Consider the following 14,091-nt stretch of genomic DNA (forward strand, 5'->3'; position numbering starts at 1 on the left):
ACAGCTAATCTAAGCCATAAGTTTTTGGAAGATCAGAGAGAACCTCACCGTTTTGTGACAGCGGCAAATTCTCTCTGGAACTCTTTTCTGTTGCGTTTGTTAGAAAAGCATATTTCATTAATTCCTTCCATTTCTTTATCGCAGCCTTTCTTCGTTCTTCAATCGTATTTAATTCCCTAGTAAATTTTTCCATATCGATAGTTGATTGCATTGGATCAATGCTTATAAAATCAAGGTTCACATTTCTTGCCATGACTCCATCTAAATCATCTCTGTCGCCAACATAGGCAATGGGTTTATCTTTTACATTGTAAACTTTGCGAAACTCATGAAACATTGCCGGATTTGGTTTTTTCGGTAAATTGTTATCGGAATTAATGTATCCATCAATATCCACTCCATAAAATTCTCTAATCTTAGGAACTTTACTCGCAAAAGCCGAACCATCGGTAATGATGCCAATTCTATATTTATTTCTTAGGGTTAAAAAATCTTCCTTGCTCATTTTGGGTGCAAATGGTTCCGCATTTTTATGCTCTTGATACGCTTTAGTTATTTCTTCGAAAGAAACTTGAACACTAGGATTATGTTGTCTTATGAAATCTAAAAGCATCTGTTGATATTGATATTGACCCCTATCTTTCAAGGTTTGACGCGTTTCTCTAATTGTTTCAATCGGTATTTCTATGCCAGAATATATTTTAATAATATCTTGGAAAATGATAAAAGTACTATTATTCAAGTTATGCAGGGTATCATCAAAATCAAATAATAACCAAGGGAGACCAGCCCTTTTATCGATTTCTTTTCTAATATTTTGTCCTTCTTCATCAGATAGTACAATTTGTTTTTCATACGACACTGTATACCTGCCTTTTTTTATTGCTGCCAACAACTCTCTTTCAAAATGAGCGAATTCTACTTTTGGTTTTTCAAATTCTTCCATCAAGCTATCTTTTTGATGTTCAAAAAGCGAATGATTCATGTCGTCTGATGCATCATATTTTTTAAGTAGAGTTTGAAAATCTGATTTATGTTCTGGATTATTAGAGTCACACAGGATAGAGATTAATATCATACCTTCAATATTAGTCAATGTTTCCATACTTAACCCGACAAGTCTTAGTATTTCGTTTAATCGAGGAAGATCTTTTGAAGTATTAGGTAACAAACTTATGATGAATTCTTTAACGTCCGGCTGTATATTAAAAAACTTATTATTTTTATGTGCTGTTATACAGACTATGCTCAGCAAATTTGCGTTGTTATCTCTAATTTCATCAGCTGCACACGATATAGCCGAACCCGCTTGAATGTGATCGTCAATCATAATCACTTTTTCATTTGGAATTATTTTTTCTGCAATATTTCTTGATTGGTAAAGAGTTAATGCCTGTTGTGCAATTCGATGGATACCATAAGATTCGGCACGCGATGTGCGCTGCTTTAAAGCAAGTACTCTATCTAATTCCACTTTCCAAGGATCATTATTTTGGGCAATTTTCTTTCTTAATTCTGTAAGTAACAATGTACTAAATTCTGCAGTTAATCGATTTTTACCAGACTCCGGCTCAGAAAGATCCCTTTCCATTGTAGCTAAATGAATCACTTCATCTTGACTCGGGCAAGCTTTTTTTATTATCTGGTATAATCGATTTACCATTATCTCCAAATATGTATTCTCTTTGTTCTCTTTAGTTGGAGCTTTTAATACTTTTTCCAAATAGGCATTTGTGTGTACTTTGAGAAGAGAAAAAAGCGCTTCATTTTGCATAATGGATACAGGAGAAATTTGCCGTGGTTTCCCGAAAAGAGTAATGCTATTGCTCGCAAGTCCTGTGATTTTGGTGGTAGGTTGTTTGCCATTGTAGCCAAACATTTTTCCTTTTTTTATAAATAACTGTAGCCTGGAATATTGTTTCTCCTCTTCAGTCATATTGAAATGATTTTCTGGCTGAGAAAGTTCTTCTGAAGTAGCAGCAACGATAATCGGGATTTCGGCCTCTATATCATTTAACTTAGCAAATAAAATTTGTTGTCTTTGGTGAAATCCATTTTCTTTAGGCATTTTTATTTTCCTGATATTCGTTATTTTTAAAAAAAGGGCAATATGAGACCCATTAAGTAAAAGACATCACTAAATGGCTGAAAAATTGACATGATTGTATGGTAAAATACTTAAAATTCAATGAGATAAATATATAAATGGTATATAAGAAAATCAAGATCAATGGCGCAGACTTGATTGATCTCGATGGAAAAGTTGCTAATCAATCGAGCCTGACCCCGTTGATTCTTGATTTATTAAAAACTCACTATCATCATCTTGTTGGAGCAAAACATGAAATCCAGATTTTATTGTAGTCGCTGATCCATGGGCAAATATACAATGAGTAGGATAAGAAAAAGACATTAGCTATTAGGATGGTTAATTCAATTTTTTTTACATACTATCTAGAGAATTATTGAAAAGTATCAAATTTCTTGATAGAATGCAGGGTTTTTTTAAGATGTGCATTAAAAAATAAGGATATAACATGCGCCTCCAATTATTAAGCCTAAGCTTCTTGAGCTCCTTCTTTTACTCTTCAATATTATTAGCAGGTGAATCAGGCATTCAAAAAATTTACCAAACTAATTTATATCCTGTAATTTCAATTTTAGGTGGATATGCCAATATGCATGTCCGAAATACAGAAACCTATTCCGGTGATGATGACAATATCTTTCGATATAGAAACTCGGGTCATGATAATGACACGGGTGTTGGGGGTATTTTTTTGGGGCTCGAGTATGTTTTTACTCCTTCCTTTTTGATGCAATTAGGCGTGGATTATGCCTACTTCGGTAGTACTAGAATTCAAGGAATACATAGCGTAGGTATAGAACCAAGCACATCAACCCAATACCAATATAAATACAAATTTCAACCGCAGCAGTTATTAGCAGCTACAAAATTATTAACAACGGTACAAAATTCCTTTCACCCCTATTTGTTCGCAGGTCTAGGGGTTTCTTTTAATCGAGCATACAACTATGATGCGTCGACACGGGAAACCTGCGATATAAATCTTACTCCAATTTTTAAAAATAACTCCGATCAACGCTTAAGTTTCACCTTAGGGACAGGGGTTGATGCCGATCTTAATCAGCATATTCGATTTGGTCTTGGGTATCGCTTCAGTGATTTTGGAACAATATCACTAGGTGAGGGAAATGTGAATTTTGATGGCTATACTGCATCTGTACCATTTAGCTTAAGAGCTCATGATACATATGCACATCAATTCATTGCTCAACTCTCTTACTTAATATAAAAGTCGTCAAAGGACATTATTATGGATAATAACTTTAATTTACCCTTAGCCAAGGTCATTTGTGCTGCCATATCTTTATTCACTAGCAGTTATACTTTTGCTGCCGGTAATTTCACTATTAGTCCAACTCCCGGAACTGTGATTCCAACTACTGTGCCTGCAGGATCTATGGTTTCTGCTTATTATACCATTACAAATAATACCAGTTCAGCCCGAGTAGGCTATGTATTAAGAGGACTTCCCAATACAGTTCTGCAAAACTTAGGAAGTAACTTTTGCTCTAATCCAGTTAATTTAGCTGCGCATGCAAGTTGTGTTTTAAGATTAGATATCTTTGGTCAAGCTCAAAGTGGATTTGCCCTCTGCAAAGGTAGTAGCTGTACGACTGCGTGTGTTCCTTTAAATGTAGTTGTAGTTCCTCCTCCTCCTCCGCCTCCTCCTCCTCCTCCTCCGCCACCACCTCCTCCTGTATTGCCTTTAATTGCAGCTGGTGATTATCGCTTTACCGATGTGGAATCTGCTTTTCCGCTTTTAGCCGCGAGTATTGATGGGTTAAATTGGTTTTACCGTATTACAAGCCAATTCCCTATGCCTCCAATAGATTCGATAAATCAATTTACCCGATTGACAAGTGCAAGCTGTAACCTCAATGTATGTATTGCGGGAGGCCTCTATTTTTCTGATGTCACAAATTTTCCTTTATTGGCTCTAAGTACTGATAAGGGTGTTACTTGGTCCTATAAAATAACAAGTTCTTCTCCTGCCTTACCCGCAGGGACTCTCTCAGGAAGTTTTGCAGATGTAAGCTGTAATAGTAGCGTGTGTATTGCTGGTGGCAGATACTCCAGTACTGCAGAGTATCCTCTTCTGGCAACAAGTCTTGATAATGGGGCAACATGGCAATATACGCTTTCGGAGAATACTCCTAGTGCACCGAGTGACTTTAGTAATGGTCAGTTTAGTAGTGTTAGTTGCAGCGGGGGGACAACCAATAATGTTTGCGTAGCAGCTGGAAGTTATACTAACGCTGGATTTACAAGATTTCCTTTAATAGCAACAAGTATAAACCGTGGGCAGTCTTGGACTTATACAGTTTCGAGCAGCACCCCAACTTTACCTGAAAACACGGATGAAGCATTTTTTAATAGTGTTAGCTGTTATGGAACAACGTGCATTGCGGCAGGGCAACACTTTAATGGTGTAGAAGGTGTTGGATACCCATTACTTGCTTCAAGTACAAATGGAGGTTTAACCTGGACTTATAGAATTTTTAATGGTACACCCACCTTACCAAGTGATTTTACTAGTAGCGGTATATTTACAGACACCAGCTGCAGTGCAACTACTTGTGTGGCGTCGGGGCGATATATCAATACAGGAGGCAATTTAATACCTTTATTGGCTACCAGTACAAACAATGGTGTGACTTGGTCCTTTCGAATTTCCAGTAGTTCGCCAGCTTTACCTGCTGATTTCGCATCAGGATCACTTTCATCGGTAACCTGCTTGTCTAATAATTGTATTGCAGCAGGTAATTATACCGATATTGGCGCTGCTTTTTTACCTGAGCACTTTTATCCTTTATTAGCAGCAAGTAGCGATAATGGGCTTACCTGGACCTACAGAATTACTAGCAGTACACCAGGCTTACCCGCAGGATATATTGATGCTGCTTTTTTAAATAGTGTAAGTTGTAATGAACAAAGTTGTATTGCTGCTGGTACTTATGGGAGTCTTGACGAACCAATATATCCTTTGGTAGCTGTAAGTAAAAATAGGGGAACTAACTGGACTTATGTCATTAATAGAGACTCCCCTACACTTCCTGGTGATTTTATCTCAGGTGGATTCGAAGCATCTGCAGCAGCAAAAATATCACCCATTATCCGTTCTTTATTAAGAAGTAGGTGAGCTCTAGATTAAAAAATCTCTGACCACTCTTTTAACTCAAGCAATCCTAAGTTAAAAGAGTGGTTTTAATTGATCAAAAACATTGAGTTTGAAAAAGTTTTCCACAGATTGGATAGCCAATTAGATATCTTTATTGTCAGTTTCAGAAGTGATCTGCACGGATGTCAAAGCCAACTTCACTATATCAGGTTTCGGTTAGAACCCGAAAAATTGCTCCATCTAAAAATCAATCAATTGTCTATTTTGATCACTAGCTTTTAAGTTTCAGTTTTGCGACTTAATTGAACATAATTCAACATAAATCTATTTTCTGGTAACATCACATTTTTTAATCAAATATTATTATATTGGAGCATGCATGCCATTATTTACCCCACAAGATCTTGTGCCTTTAGCTAAAAGTAATTTAGGTTTAAGACTCACAGGAAATACAAATGAAGCTAAATCAGGTGGATTTGGCGATGCAATACCGTTATCTCATCTTGGTGGGGCTAAAGATATTATAGAATTTATAACGTTGTCTTTTCTTCCTGAACCGCCAAAAGATCAAATGGAGGCTATCTATAATCGATACAAGGAAACTGATATCCACTCAAATGATTGCATGCCTCGATTGATACTGCATTATGCTGCAAAGAATAATATTGGCGATGCTAAGGAACGGTTATCTTACCAAAAAGATGATGTAATGACAGCGTTTTATTTTAAATTGGAACTTATGTCGATTGAATCTGAGGCTAAAAAGCTAGTTTCTTTTTATACCTCTACATCAACGGCAGCCTCTTTAGAATTTATTACAAGCCAATGTCCTTATTTAGCCGAAGAATTAGCCCATAATTTTAATGAAAAATTTCTGTTACGCTTGAAGGTAAATTGGAATGCATATGCAACTAGTGATGACATGGATTATCTATTTTTATCAGACAATGTTCAAAGTCGAAACTACGACGAAGGTTATGATTTTAATAATTATCCATTGGGAAAAGTAGGCCGCCATCATTTTGATGCTGCAAATGTTGTAGAGCAGGTAATGTTTTTAGGCGGTGAAAATCGTACTCCTGATTCTGAAAAGAGTTTAGAACAACGTATTTTTAATTCTACGAAAAGTATCATGAAACATGATTTATATAAATCATTGCATCAGCTTCGTCAAAATATAGAAACAAAATTATCACGACATCAAGATTATCCTATTAATTTTAAAAAGGCTTGCAATGAAATGGTCGCGTTAGTTGCTAAATTGCAAGAAAATGAACAGCTTTCATCTGAGGAATCAATAGATTTGATGAAAAGAACGGAAAGCTTAATTGATAATCCTGCAGAATATAAGACATTTCTTACTGCAGCGAAAAATTATCGTATGGTTTCTGGCGGAGAATTATCAGCATATATGATGCTGATTGCTGGTTGGGCTGCTAAGATTATGACAATAAATCATATGGGTGATGCTTGGATTAACCTTGCAACAGAAAAGCTCGAGTTAATTTCATCATCTCAAGAGCTTGCTAATGTAAGCCAGGCCTATTCAACAAGTCTATAAAACTCCATCGCCATTAGAGCGGTTCAATCCGAATGCGCTCTAAGAGTCTCGCTACTATAGACCAGACTAATATTCATCTTTTTATTTTAAAAATGAGACATTGAGTAACATTGTCTTGCCATTACGCTATTCTCAACTTACCTATTAATCAATAATTCAATAATCACATATTGCCAAGCAATTTTTTACCATCTTCTCGTAATTGGGGTGTGACAATCATTGGAACGAAAAGTTACTCTAGTACGAGCTTCAGGAATTAAATGAGATAAATCAAAATGATTATTGCTCATTATGACCAATCCTCAATTTGATCAAATGGGCGAGCCATCTCCGTTGTTGTACTAACTGGTGGGTCTATTTTGAGATCATTAATGGGTTGTGATTTTTCTAACTGATTAAGCCGTTGCTGATTTACGCCTGGCTTTGCGTGTTGAGGACTGTGCAGATTTAACAATTTCACGCATTTGAGAGACCATGCGAAACAACATTGTCTCATCTACTTGTGATTGACCTCTTGCACGCAGTTGCGCCATTGCTTGCTTATGCTCCCAAAGTGTTATCGATGGGCGAGATAATATTCGATAAGGAATCTCAATGTATTGATTACTATTTGGGTCTAATACCCAAATACGACTTAAATCAAGTGGATTTCGTCGAATAATAAATTTCTCCAGATTATTTCTATTAGCAATCCAGGACTTGAGTATGTCAGAATAATAGGTAATATGATCGATCAAGAAGCCACTTCGCCCGATTCTACGACGAATAACCGGTAAAAAATCAATCAAAAAAGCTCGCGGATTAGAAACTGTATGGACCTTTCCACAACCTATCATACCTTCAGCCCAAACTGCAGAGGGAATTTGATTCAAAGTATGATGAACTGTTGCATGATAATGACCAATAGCCAAGGCAACCCAACGTTCTAATTCTTGAAGTGTCAATACAGCTTTTGCCTCTGAATTATAATCACTCTTTTGCAATAGATTGGAAAATGTTGTCCCAGGCAACTCATGCACTCGCTGCATAACTGTACCAATCAATCGTTCAATGATCCCGCCGTAGTGAGTCTTTCCTGGCGGTCTATAATTCAATACAATGCCATGTTGTTCACATCCACGACGTAATGCCTCGCTTTTGAATTCTGCCCCATTATCAAGATAAAGTAATAATGGTTTACCACTCATTGACCAGTCAATATCTACTCCAAGCCGCTCTAACCATGGACGTTTGTCACATACAGCATGCGCTAGACATAGACCTACTGATACCGCTGATGGTGCTTCGAGTGTCACCAACATTCCAATGACACAGCGACTAAAAACATCGATGACTATGGTAATATAGGGCCTGCCAATGGGTTGGCGATTTATATCATCAACGATCATTAAGTCAATAACTGTGTGATCAATTTGTACTTGTTCAAGTGGAGAAAGAATTTTTGGTGGTACCCCACCAGCTGATTCTAGTGTTTTGGCTGCATCTACTCCATTTCGCTTACGGGTGACTACATAGGGATCTAACCATTGAATCCTGAGTCTAACTGTATTTCTTGCCGGTACCGATAAATTAAGCTTACGACATTGCCTTACGATTTCGTTCCAGACAACTGTTTCTGAGTATTTTTGTTTGTTTAAATAGTGGGAACGTAATACTTCTCGAATAATCTGTTCTATAGTTTCAGGAAGACGGCTTTTACCTTTTCCACCATAAGATTTATTTAAAAGCATATCCGAAACAAGTCCATTACCTTGGCGATAGCGTTTTATTAATGTATATACTTGTCTTCCTGAAATACCGAGTGTATCTGCGGCTTCATCAGCTAATGCCCAAGTCACTGTCTCTAATTTTGCTAATGGGGCAATAATTTCTGTGCGCAAACAAGCCGATTCCCATTGATCATCTGAAGCAGTAAGCAATCCTCGCTCAACTAAAACTTCATTCTCTGAACCCATTATTTCTTGATCTATTCGTGAAGTTAGCTTCTGATTATAAATACAAGTAGTGAAGTTGGCTACTGAAATTAAATTGGTCAGAAGTCGATTGCACGAGTATGATTACATATGATTTTATAGTGAAGATCACTTATGAAAATGACATTTATTTACAAAAAAATTTGTAGGAGCAGCTCTCATTTGCCTACAATAATATGTGCGCTTTTGAATCCAATGAAGCAGATTCAAAAAGACTTCAGTTCAATCGCAACATCGTTAATTTAGCAAATGCAACATTATCGATGTGAACAATCATTTAGGTGGCCTTTTCAAGAATTACTGAAAAATTGCCACCAGTTGAACTACACTTTAATTGATTTTCATAAACTAAAGGGAGATAGTTATGTTTAAAAAAATATTAGTCACATTCATGATAGTCGCTAGCTTTTCCTTGATGTCTTCGGCTTTTGCTGAGGTAGTAGAAGTAACGTGGCGTGATTCATTGAATTACGATCAGAAAAAGTTTGAAACCTGGTATGCAGAGCCTGGGAATGCAAAATTATGGAGTACTTGGTATACTCAATATCATACCGAACCAGAATTCGTCACATTTTGTAAACAAACATGGACTGGTACCTATTGTAAATAAAAACCAGCTTACCCACTAAGACTGCATTTTTAGTCTTAGTGGGCATTATATACCCCTATTCTTTAATTATTAATCATTAAGAAACTCGCAAAGCAATCGTTGAAAATGATGGGTTCCCTGTTCTTTTGTAGGAGAAAACCGACCTGTCTCATAAAAACGAGAGCGAATTCCACGTTGAACCGACTCCACTACGGCTTCATCTTCACGTTCCACTTTATCCAAATCACCACCCGCCCCTTTACCTAACTTGGTTTCATCAAGCACATAGGTTAAAAATGAAACTTTTGTTAATCCAGGTCCTAATGGCTTCACAACATTTACAGAACATCCCCAAGGATAAAAATTAAGCATTGTATTTGGAAAAATCCAATAATAATAAGCCGCTACCTGTTTGCCATAGTCAGGAGAGTCTTTAGGTAAAATAAAGCTCTCTTCTCCATCACTGGCTAGAGCCAATTGCAAATTACAATAACGATAAAGTTCTGTGGTATAGGTGGTACAATCAATCACTTTTCTTAATGAATGATGAACAAAAGGGATGTGCAATGCTTCAAGATAATTTTCGCAATACAACGCCCAATGCGCTTTAACTAAATAGTCGCGTGAGCGATTAAGATCGAGACGCATTTTTTCCATGGGTAACCAGAAAAGGCGTTCTTTAATATCAGCAAACACTTCCTTAAAGGGTACTTGAGGTGATAAGGATGCGAAAAGAAATGGCTCAAGACAATCAAATGGAATTTGCGGCAAATTGTCCTTTGCGGTTGGAAAGTTGCAGGTCTTTTCAAATTCGGGCATATGTAGGAATTCACCGCAAAGATTAAATCGGCGTCCATGGTAGGAGCACTTAATTTTCTCAGCAGTACACGGTGCTTCAATCAAGATATTACCTCTATGGGTACATACATTGCTGAGGCAACGAAAGCGATCTTGTTCATCACGAACAAATAATAAAGGTTCATCCAACAATCCCGGCAATAAGGTAAAAGGCACCAACTGTCCATCCAACCGCAAGCTTTCTGTACTGCAACAAAACTGCCAAGTCCTGGCAAATATTTTTTCTTTTACGTGTTCAAAACACTCCAGAGACGTATAAAAATGAGCAGGTAAAGTGGAGGCTTTTGCTATATCGGGATCTACATAAAACTTATTCATGATCAACTTCCTTTTAAATATTCCTGCCATGCTTATTGGGCAGAACAACTTTGGCGATATTAAATCACCAATCATTCTTGTTATCCATATATCTTGCATATTCAGGAGCAAAACACTACTGACAAAAACTGTCAGCATGATCTTTTAAACTCAAATCTCCGTTAAATAAAAGGAGTTCTTTATGTATCTTGATCCCAATTTAATTATTTTTTATGTCGATGATCCTTTGGTTAGTGCATCGTTTTATGAGCAATTACTCAAGAGCCAACCTATTGAATCGTCGCCTACTTTTGTCATGTTTTTATTAAAAACCGGTATGCGTCTTGGTCTATGGTCAAAGCACTCAGTTGAACCTCGTGCAACCGCACTTGGTAACGGAGGTGAGCTTTCATTGCAAGTACGAGATGATCTCGTGATTGATGAACTTTATACGCTCTGGCAACAACAGGGGATCCAGATTGCCCAACCCCCGACGATGATGGATTTTGGTTATACCTTTGTGGCCCTTGATCCAGATCATCATCGTCTTCGTATTTTTTCATTGAATCCAGAGAAAAGTGTCTCTTAATCCAAGAGCGGAGCGCAGTGAAACCGGGGGTTCTAGCGATTATTTTATCGAAACTCTCAAGTTCCACTGCGATTAAGATTGATAAGCCTTACTCTTCGACTGTGATATCAATTTTTTTCTCAACTGCCATTTCCTTTTTAGGAATCGAAATTTCCAACACTCCTTGCTTGTATTTAGCACTTATTTTTGTATCGTCAGCAGTTTGCGGTAAGCTAAAGCGACGATAAAACTGACCTTGTGAACGCTCTATACGCGTGTAACCATTTTTGTTTTCTGTTTTTTCGAAGTGACGCTCTCCGCGAAGTGTTAAGATATTATGTTCCAAGGATATTTGAATGTCATCCTTATTCACACCAGGAATATCTGCAAGTACTAAAAAGCGTTCTTTTTCTTCTTTAATATCTACAGGAGTCGTCCATGTACTTGTATCTACTATAGAAGAATCTGATGATTGTCCTCTGAAAAAATTATCTAAAAATGAACCAAGTTCATTGTATACAGGAAAATAATCGCGTCTTACGATACTCATAATCACCTCCTAATCATTGTTTTACATACATATAAATAGAGGCACTTTATTAAAATTCAAGGGAATAGTGTATGAATTGTAAGATTAAGTTATCATCAATAAAAAGGAATGATTTTTTTAATTAAACAACGGAGCATCATAATGCAGCATCTGATAAAAATTTTGGCTTTAACATTCGGTTTTACTTGTTCATTTACTGGCTTTGCAAGTTCATCTACTGCAGAGATGCCAATTTTAGGCAAAACATTAACTCAAGCAAAACAACAAAAACTGACTCCAAAACAGGCCTTGCAACGCTTGAAAGAGGGAAACCAGCGTTTTTTAACCAATACGCAAATGTCCAGAGATTATTTAGCACAAGCACATCAATCTTCTTATGGGCAATATCCATTTGCAGTGGTCCTCAATTGTATGGATTCACGTAGTGTCCCTGAATTCATTTTTGATCAAGGTTTAGCTGATTTATTCACCTTGCGTGTGGCTGGAAATGTACTCAATGATGATATTTTGGGTAGCATGGAGTATGCAACTAAAGTAACCGGAGCCCGGCTTATTGTAATCTTGGCACATACCTCGTGTGGCGCTGTAGCAGGTGCATGTGATGGGGTTCAACTCGGGCATTTGACTGATGTTTTAGATAAAATTAAGCCTGTTGTGCAAACAAGTATGCAAGAGCAAGGAACAAAAAATTGTACTGACCATAAATTAATTGATGCCATCGCCAAAGCCAATGCTTTAAGAGTTGTCAAAGAAATACAAGAAAGAAGCCCAATACTCAAAGATTTAATTAGTAAACAACAAATAGGAGTTGTGGCCGGCGTACATGATATCAAGACAGGTAAGGTACAGTTTTTTGAAGAGAAACGTTCTGTTCCCAATTAAATAAAATGGAACCTGGGGGTAGCCGTAGCGGACCTTAAGCGATGCCCGCATTAGTTTTTACTCTCGACTGACAGGGAAAGTCTGCAAAAACCGGCATAAATTTTTTTAGCCCTACGTACCGCGCTTTATGCGCGGTATACAAAGATCCTATTTAAAAAGAACCTAAAGCCGTGAATTAATTACTACAATTTTGGACCCATCTGCGGTCATCATGACTTCAACATGAAAAATACAATTATAATCTTCAGCTTCAATTACGTTTCTCTTCGAGCCATTGTATCGATTGTTTTCTAATATCTTTGAAATCTTTTTGGGCAGTGTAAAGTGCTTCGAGTGTATCATACAGAGGCTGTTTTTGATCTTTCTCGTTGATCAACCAAAACCCTTGGTGTTCATTATTTTCCACTTCATTGTTATACATTTCCCAATAAAGTATAAAAGGAACATTGGTTTGCAAAAACTTTATAAAGATATCACGATTCACCTTTTCATGTTTTTGGGGATTAAAACCAACAAGCTTCGCTTGAATACCACATTCACCTATAAAGACCCTGCGTCCGTTAATACCTGTCTTTTTAGGTAATTTATCTTCAATATAATTAAGCGTTTGTTTTATCACATCTACAGGTTCTTGTTGTACATCGTAGCTTGAATAAGAAACATAATCCACATTAGTCTTGGGCAATACTTTATTAACCACACGAGCTTTGTTAAAAACCATTGCATCTCGCACCCGATTTACCTCAGCATACAGGTAAACCTTTGCTAAGCTATTTGCCCCCACATCCTTGCGAGCATCTTCAACTGCTTTCTGTCTTATATTAAACCAATCAATCATTCCTTGTATTTTCTTTTGACTGGGTTCTATTTGATTTTTAGGGTCTATCAGATACCAATCCCCCTCCCAATTACCTAAATAGAATGTTCGCTCAAGCTGGGCATTACGAGTAAGCAATTTTTTGGCGAAACTATAAGTTGCTTTATATTCCTTTGCCTTATCAGGTGCAGATAAACCATTCTCCCAGATTTTCCCATCAGAGCGCCACCAGAAGAAATAAGTATCAAAAGGCATATCCAAAATAGCATCGAGTACAGGTCCCTCTTTAGCTGATATTTTGATCATTTTAGAACCCATATCCAGAATTCTTTTCGCCTGCTCGACTACTGGATCATCGCTGGTAAAATGATATTTTGCGCCAATAGCTTGTGTACCAATAATTTGTTGTTTTAACAAGGAGTCCGAATCATTCGGAACTGCCTGGCTGTTAAATGATAATAATCCTAGCCACAATAAGAATACATATCCCGACTTGCTCATATAACTCTCCCCAGTTTAGAGGTTTTTAACGCATGATATAAAAATTAACCGTCAACAATTCCCTGCGTTAGCTTCGAGAAAAATAGAATAGGGTGTGATTAAGAGTAACTGATGAAGTTTTATCACATCGCTGAATTAAAAGTTCAATCAAGGTCCAACCCAGCCCCTCCCTAATCCTTTATCTCAGCGACTAACCTGTTTAATAATTTTTAACTAGGTTGCTGAACCAGCTCTCCAAATTATCCTGTGGAGAAGATAAGTCGCGAATATTGCTATCACTATAACCCA

Annotated in this window: 11 protein-coding genes and 1 pseudogene; 7 read left to right on the forward strand and 5 right to left on the reverse strand. The window is 37.1% G+C overall.

What is annotated here, in order from left to right; translation table 11 throughout:
• Positions 1-4: 4 nt before the first annotated feature.
• Positions 5-2,068: an HAD family hydrolase gene (locus tag FOLKNPGA_RS13510; RefSeq protein ID WP_182350391.1), complete on the reverse strand. Its 2,064-nt coding sequence runs from the start codon at positions 2,066-2,068 to the stop codon at positions 5-7.
• A 137-nt stretch (positions 2,069-2,205) separates the two neighbouring features.
• On the opposite strand from FOLKNPGA_RS13510, the gene FOLKNPGA_RS13515 reads away from it, so the two are divergent.
• The 4 genes from FOLKNPGA_RS13515 (at position 2,206) to FOLKNPGA_RS13530 (ending at position 6,768) form a co-directional block, all read left to right on the forward strand.
• Positions 2,206-2,364 (forward strand): hypothetical protein, encoded by a 159-nt coding sequence (locus tag FOLKNPGA_RS13515; RefSeq protein WP_182350392.1) that lies wholly within the window; start codon positions 2,206-2,208, stop codon positions 2,362-2,364.
• A 173-nt stretch (positions 2,365-2,537) separates the two neighbouring features.
• A complete protein-coding gene (locus FOLKNPGA_RS13520) occupies positions 2,538-3,317 on the forward strand; it encodes an outer membrane protein (protein WP_182350393.1) in 780 nt (259 codons plus the stop codon).
• Positions 3,318-3,338: 21 nt separating this feature from the next.
• Positions 3,339-5,228, forward strand: coding sequence for a sialidase family protein (locus tag FOLKNPGA_RS13525; RefSeq protein WP_182350394.1), 1,890 nt, complete (start codon positions 3,339-3,341; stop codon positions 5,226-5,228).
• A 358-nt stretch (positions 5,229-5,586) separates the two neighbouring features.
• On the forward strand, positions 5,587-6,768 hold the full coding sequence (locus FOLKNPGA_RS13530; protein ID WP_182350395.1) for a hypothetical protein: 1,182 nt from the start codon (positions 5,587-5,589) through the stop codon (positions 6,766-6,768).
• Positions 6,769-7,057: 289 nt separating this feature from the next.
• Here FOLKNPGA_RS13530 and FOLKNPGA_RS13535 read toward each other — a convergent pair.
• A pseudogene (locus FOLKNPGA_RS13535) lies at positions 7,058-8,723 on the reverse strand (Mu transposase C-terminal domain-containing protein).
• Between the two features lie 382 nt (positions 8,724-9,105).
• On the opposite strand from FOLKNPGA_RS13535, the gene FOLKNPGA_RS13540 reads away from it, so the two are divergent.
• On the forward strand, positions 9,106-9,351 hold the full coding sequence (locus tag FOLKNPGA_RS13540; RefSeq protein WP_182350397.1) for a hypothetical protein: 246 nt from the start codon (positions 9,106-9,108) through the stop codon (positions 9,349-9,351).
• A 69-nt stretch (positions 9,352-9,420) separates the two neighbouring features.
• Here FOLKNPGA_RS13540 and FOLKNPGA_RS13545 read toward each other — a convergent pair whose 3' ends face one another.
• Positions 9,421-10,506: an SRPBCC family protein gene (locus tag FOLKNPGA_RS13545; protein ID WP_182350398.1), complete on the reverse strand. Its 1,086-nt coding sequence runs from the start codon at positions 10,504-10,506 to the stop codon at positions 9,421-9,423.
• A 181-nt stretch (positions 10,507-10,687) separates the two neighbouring features.
• Here FOLKNPGA_RS13545 and FOLKNPGA_RS13550 point away from each other — a divergent pair, with 181 nt between their 5' ends.
• Positions 10,688-11,074: a VOC family protein gene (locus FOLKNPGA_RS13550; protein ID WP_182350399.1), complete on the forward strand. Its 387-nt coding sequence runs from the start codon at positions 10,688-10,690 to the stop codon at positions 11,072-11,074.
• Between the two features lie 88 nt (positions 11,075-11,162).
• Here the strand turns inward: FOLKNPGA_RS13550 and FOLKNPGA_RS13555 are convergent, their stop codons facing one another.
• Complete coding sequence (locus FOLKNPGA_RS13555) at positions 11,163-11,603, reverse strand: Hsp20/alpha crystallin family protein (protein ID WP_182350400.1); 441 nt, start codon at positions 11,601-11,603, stop codon at positions 11,163-11,165.
• A 141-nt stretch (positions 11,604-11,744) separates the two neighbouring features.
• On the opposite strand from FOLKNPGA_RS13555, the gene FOLKNPGA_RS13560 reads away from it, so the two are divergent.
• On the forward strand, positions 11,745-12,485 hold the full coding sequence (locus tag FOLKNPGA_RS13560; RefSeq protein WP_182350401.1) for a carbonic anhydrase family protein: 741 nt from the start codon (positions 11,745-11,747) through the stop codon (positions 12,483-12,485).
• A 250-nt stretch (positions 12,486-12,735) separates the two neighbouring features.
• Here the strand turns inward: FOLKNPGA_RS13560 and FOLKNPGA_RS13565 are convergent, their stop codons facing one another.
• Positions 12,736-13,803 carry a hypothetical protein gene (locus FOLKNPGA_RS13565; protein WP_182350402.1) on the reverse strand — a complete coding sequence of 356 codons (1,068 nt, stop codon included), beginning with the start codon at positions 13,801-13,803 and terminating at the stop codon, positions 12,736-12,738.
• Positions 13,804-14,091: the final 288 nt, after the last annotated feature.

Source organism: Legionella sp. PC1000 (assembly GCF_014109805.1).
GTDB lineage: Bacteria > Pseudomonadota > Gammaproteobacteria > Legionellales > Legionellaceae > Legionella > Legionella resiliens.

Coding starts and splice junctions, on each gene's coding strand:
- FOLKNPGA_RS13515 (WP_182350392.1), top strand. CDS start 2,206: ATGGTATATAAGAAAATCAAGATCAATGGCGCAGACTTGATTGATCTC.
- FOLKNPGA_RS13545 (WP_182350398.1), bottom strand. CDS start 10,506: ATGAATAAGTTTTATGTAGATCCCGATATAGCAAAAGCCTCCACTTTA.
- FOLKNPGA_RS13555 (WP_182350400.1), bottom strand. CDS start 11,603: ATGAGTATCGTAAGACGCGATTATTTTCCTGTATACAATGAACTTGGT.
- FOLKNPGA_RS13525 (WP_182350394.1), top strand. CDS start 3,339: ATGGATAATAACTTTAATTTACCCTTAGCCAAGGTCATTTGTGCTGCC.
- FOLKNPGA_RS13565 (WP_182350402.1), bottom strand. CDS start 13,803: ATGAGCAAGTCGGGATATGTATTCTTATTGTGGCTAGGATTATTATCA.
- FOLKNPGA_RS13530 (WP_182350395.1), top strand. CDS start 5,587: ATGCCATTATTTACCCCACAAGATCTTGTGCCTTTAGCTAAAAGTAAT.
- FOLKNPGA_RS13540 (WP_182350397.1), top strand. CDS start 9,106: ATGTTTAAAAAAATATTAGTCACATTCATGATAGTCGCTAGCTTTTCC.
- FOLKNPGA_RS13510 (WP_182350391.1), bottom strand. CDS start 2,068: ATGCCTAAAGAAAATGGATTTCACCAAAGACAACAAATTTTATTTGCT.
- FOLKNPGA_RS13560 (WP_182350401.1), top strand. CDS start 11,745: ATGCAGCATCTGATAAAAATTTTGGCTTTAACATTCGGTTTTACTTGT.
- FOLKNPGA_RS13550 (WP_182350399.1), top strand. CDS start 10,688: ATGTATCTTGATCCCAATTTAATTATTTTTTATGTCGATGATCCTTTG.
- FOLKNPGA_RS13520 (WP_182350393.1), top strand. CDS start 2,538: ATGCGCCTCCAATTATTAAGCCTAAGCTTCTTGAGCTCCTTCTTTTAC.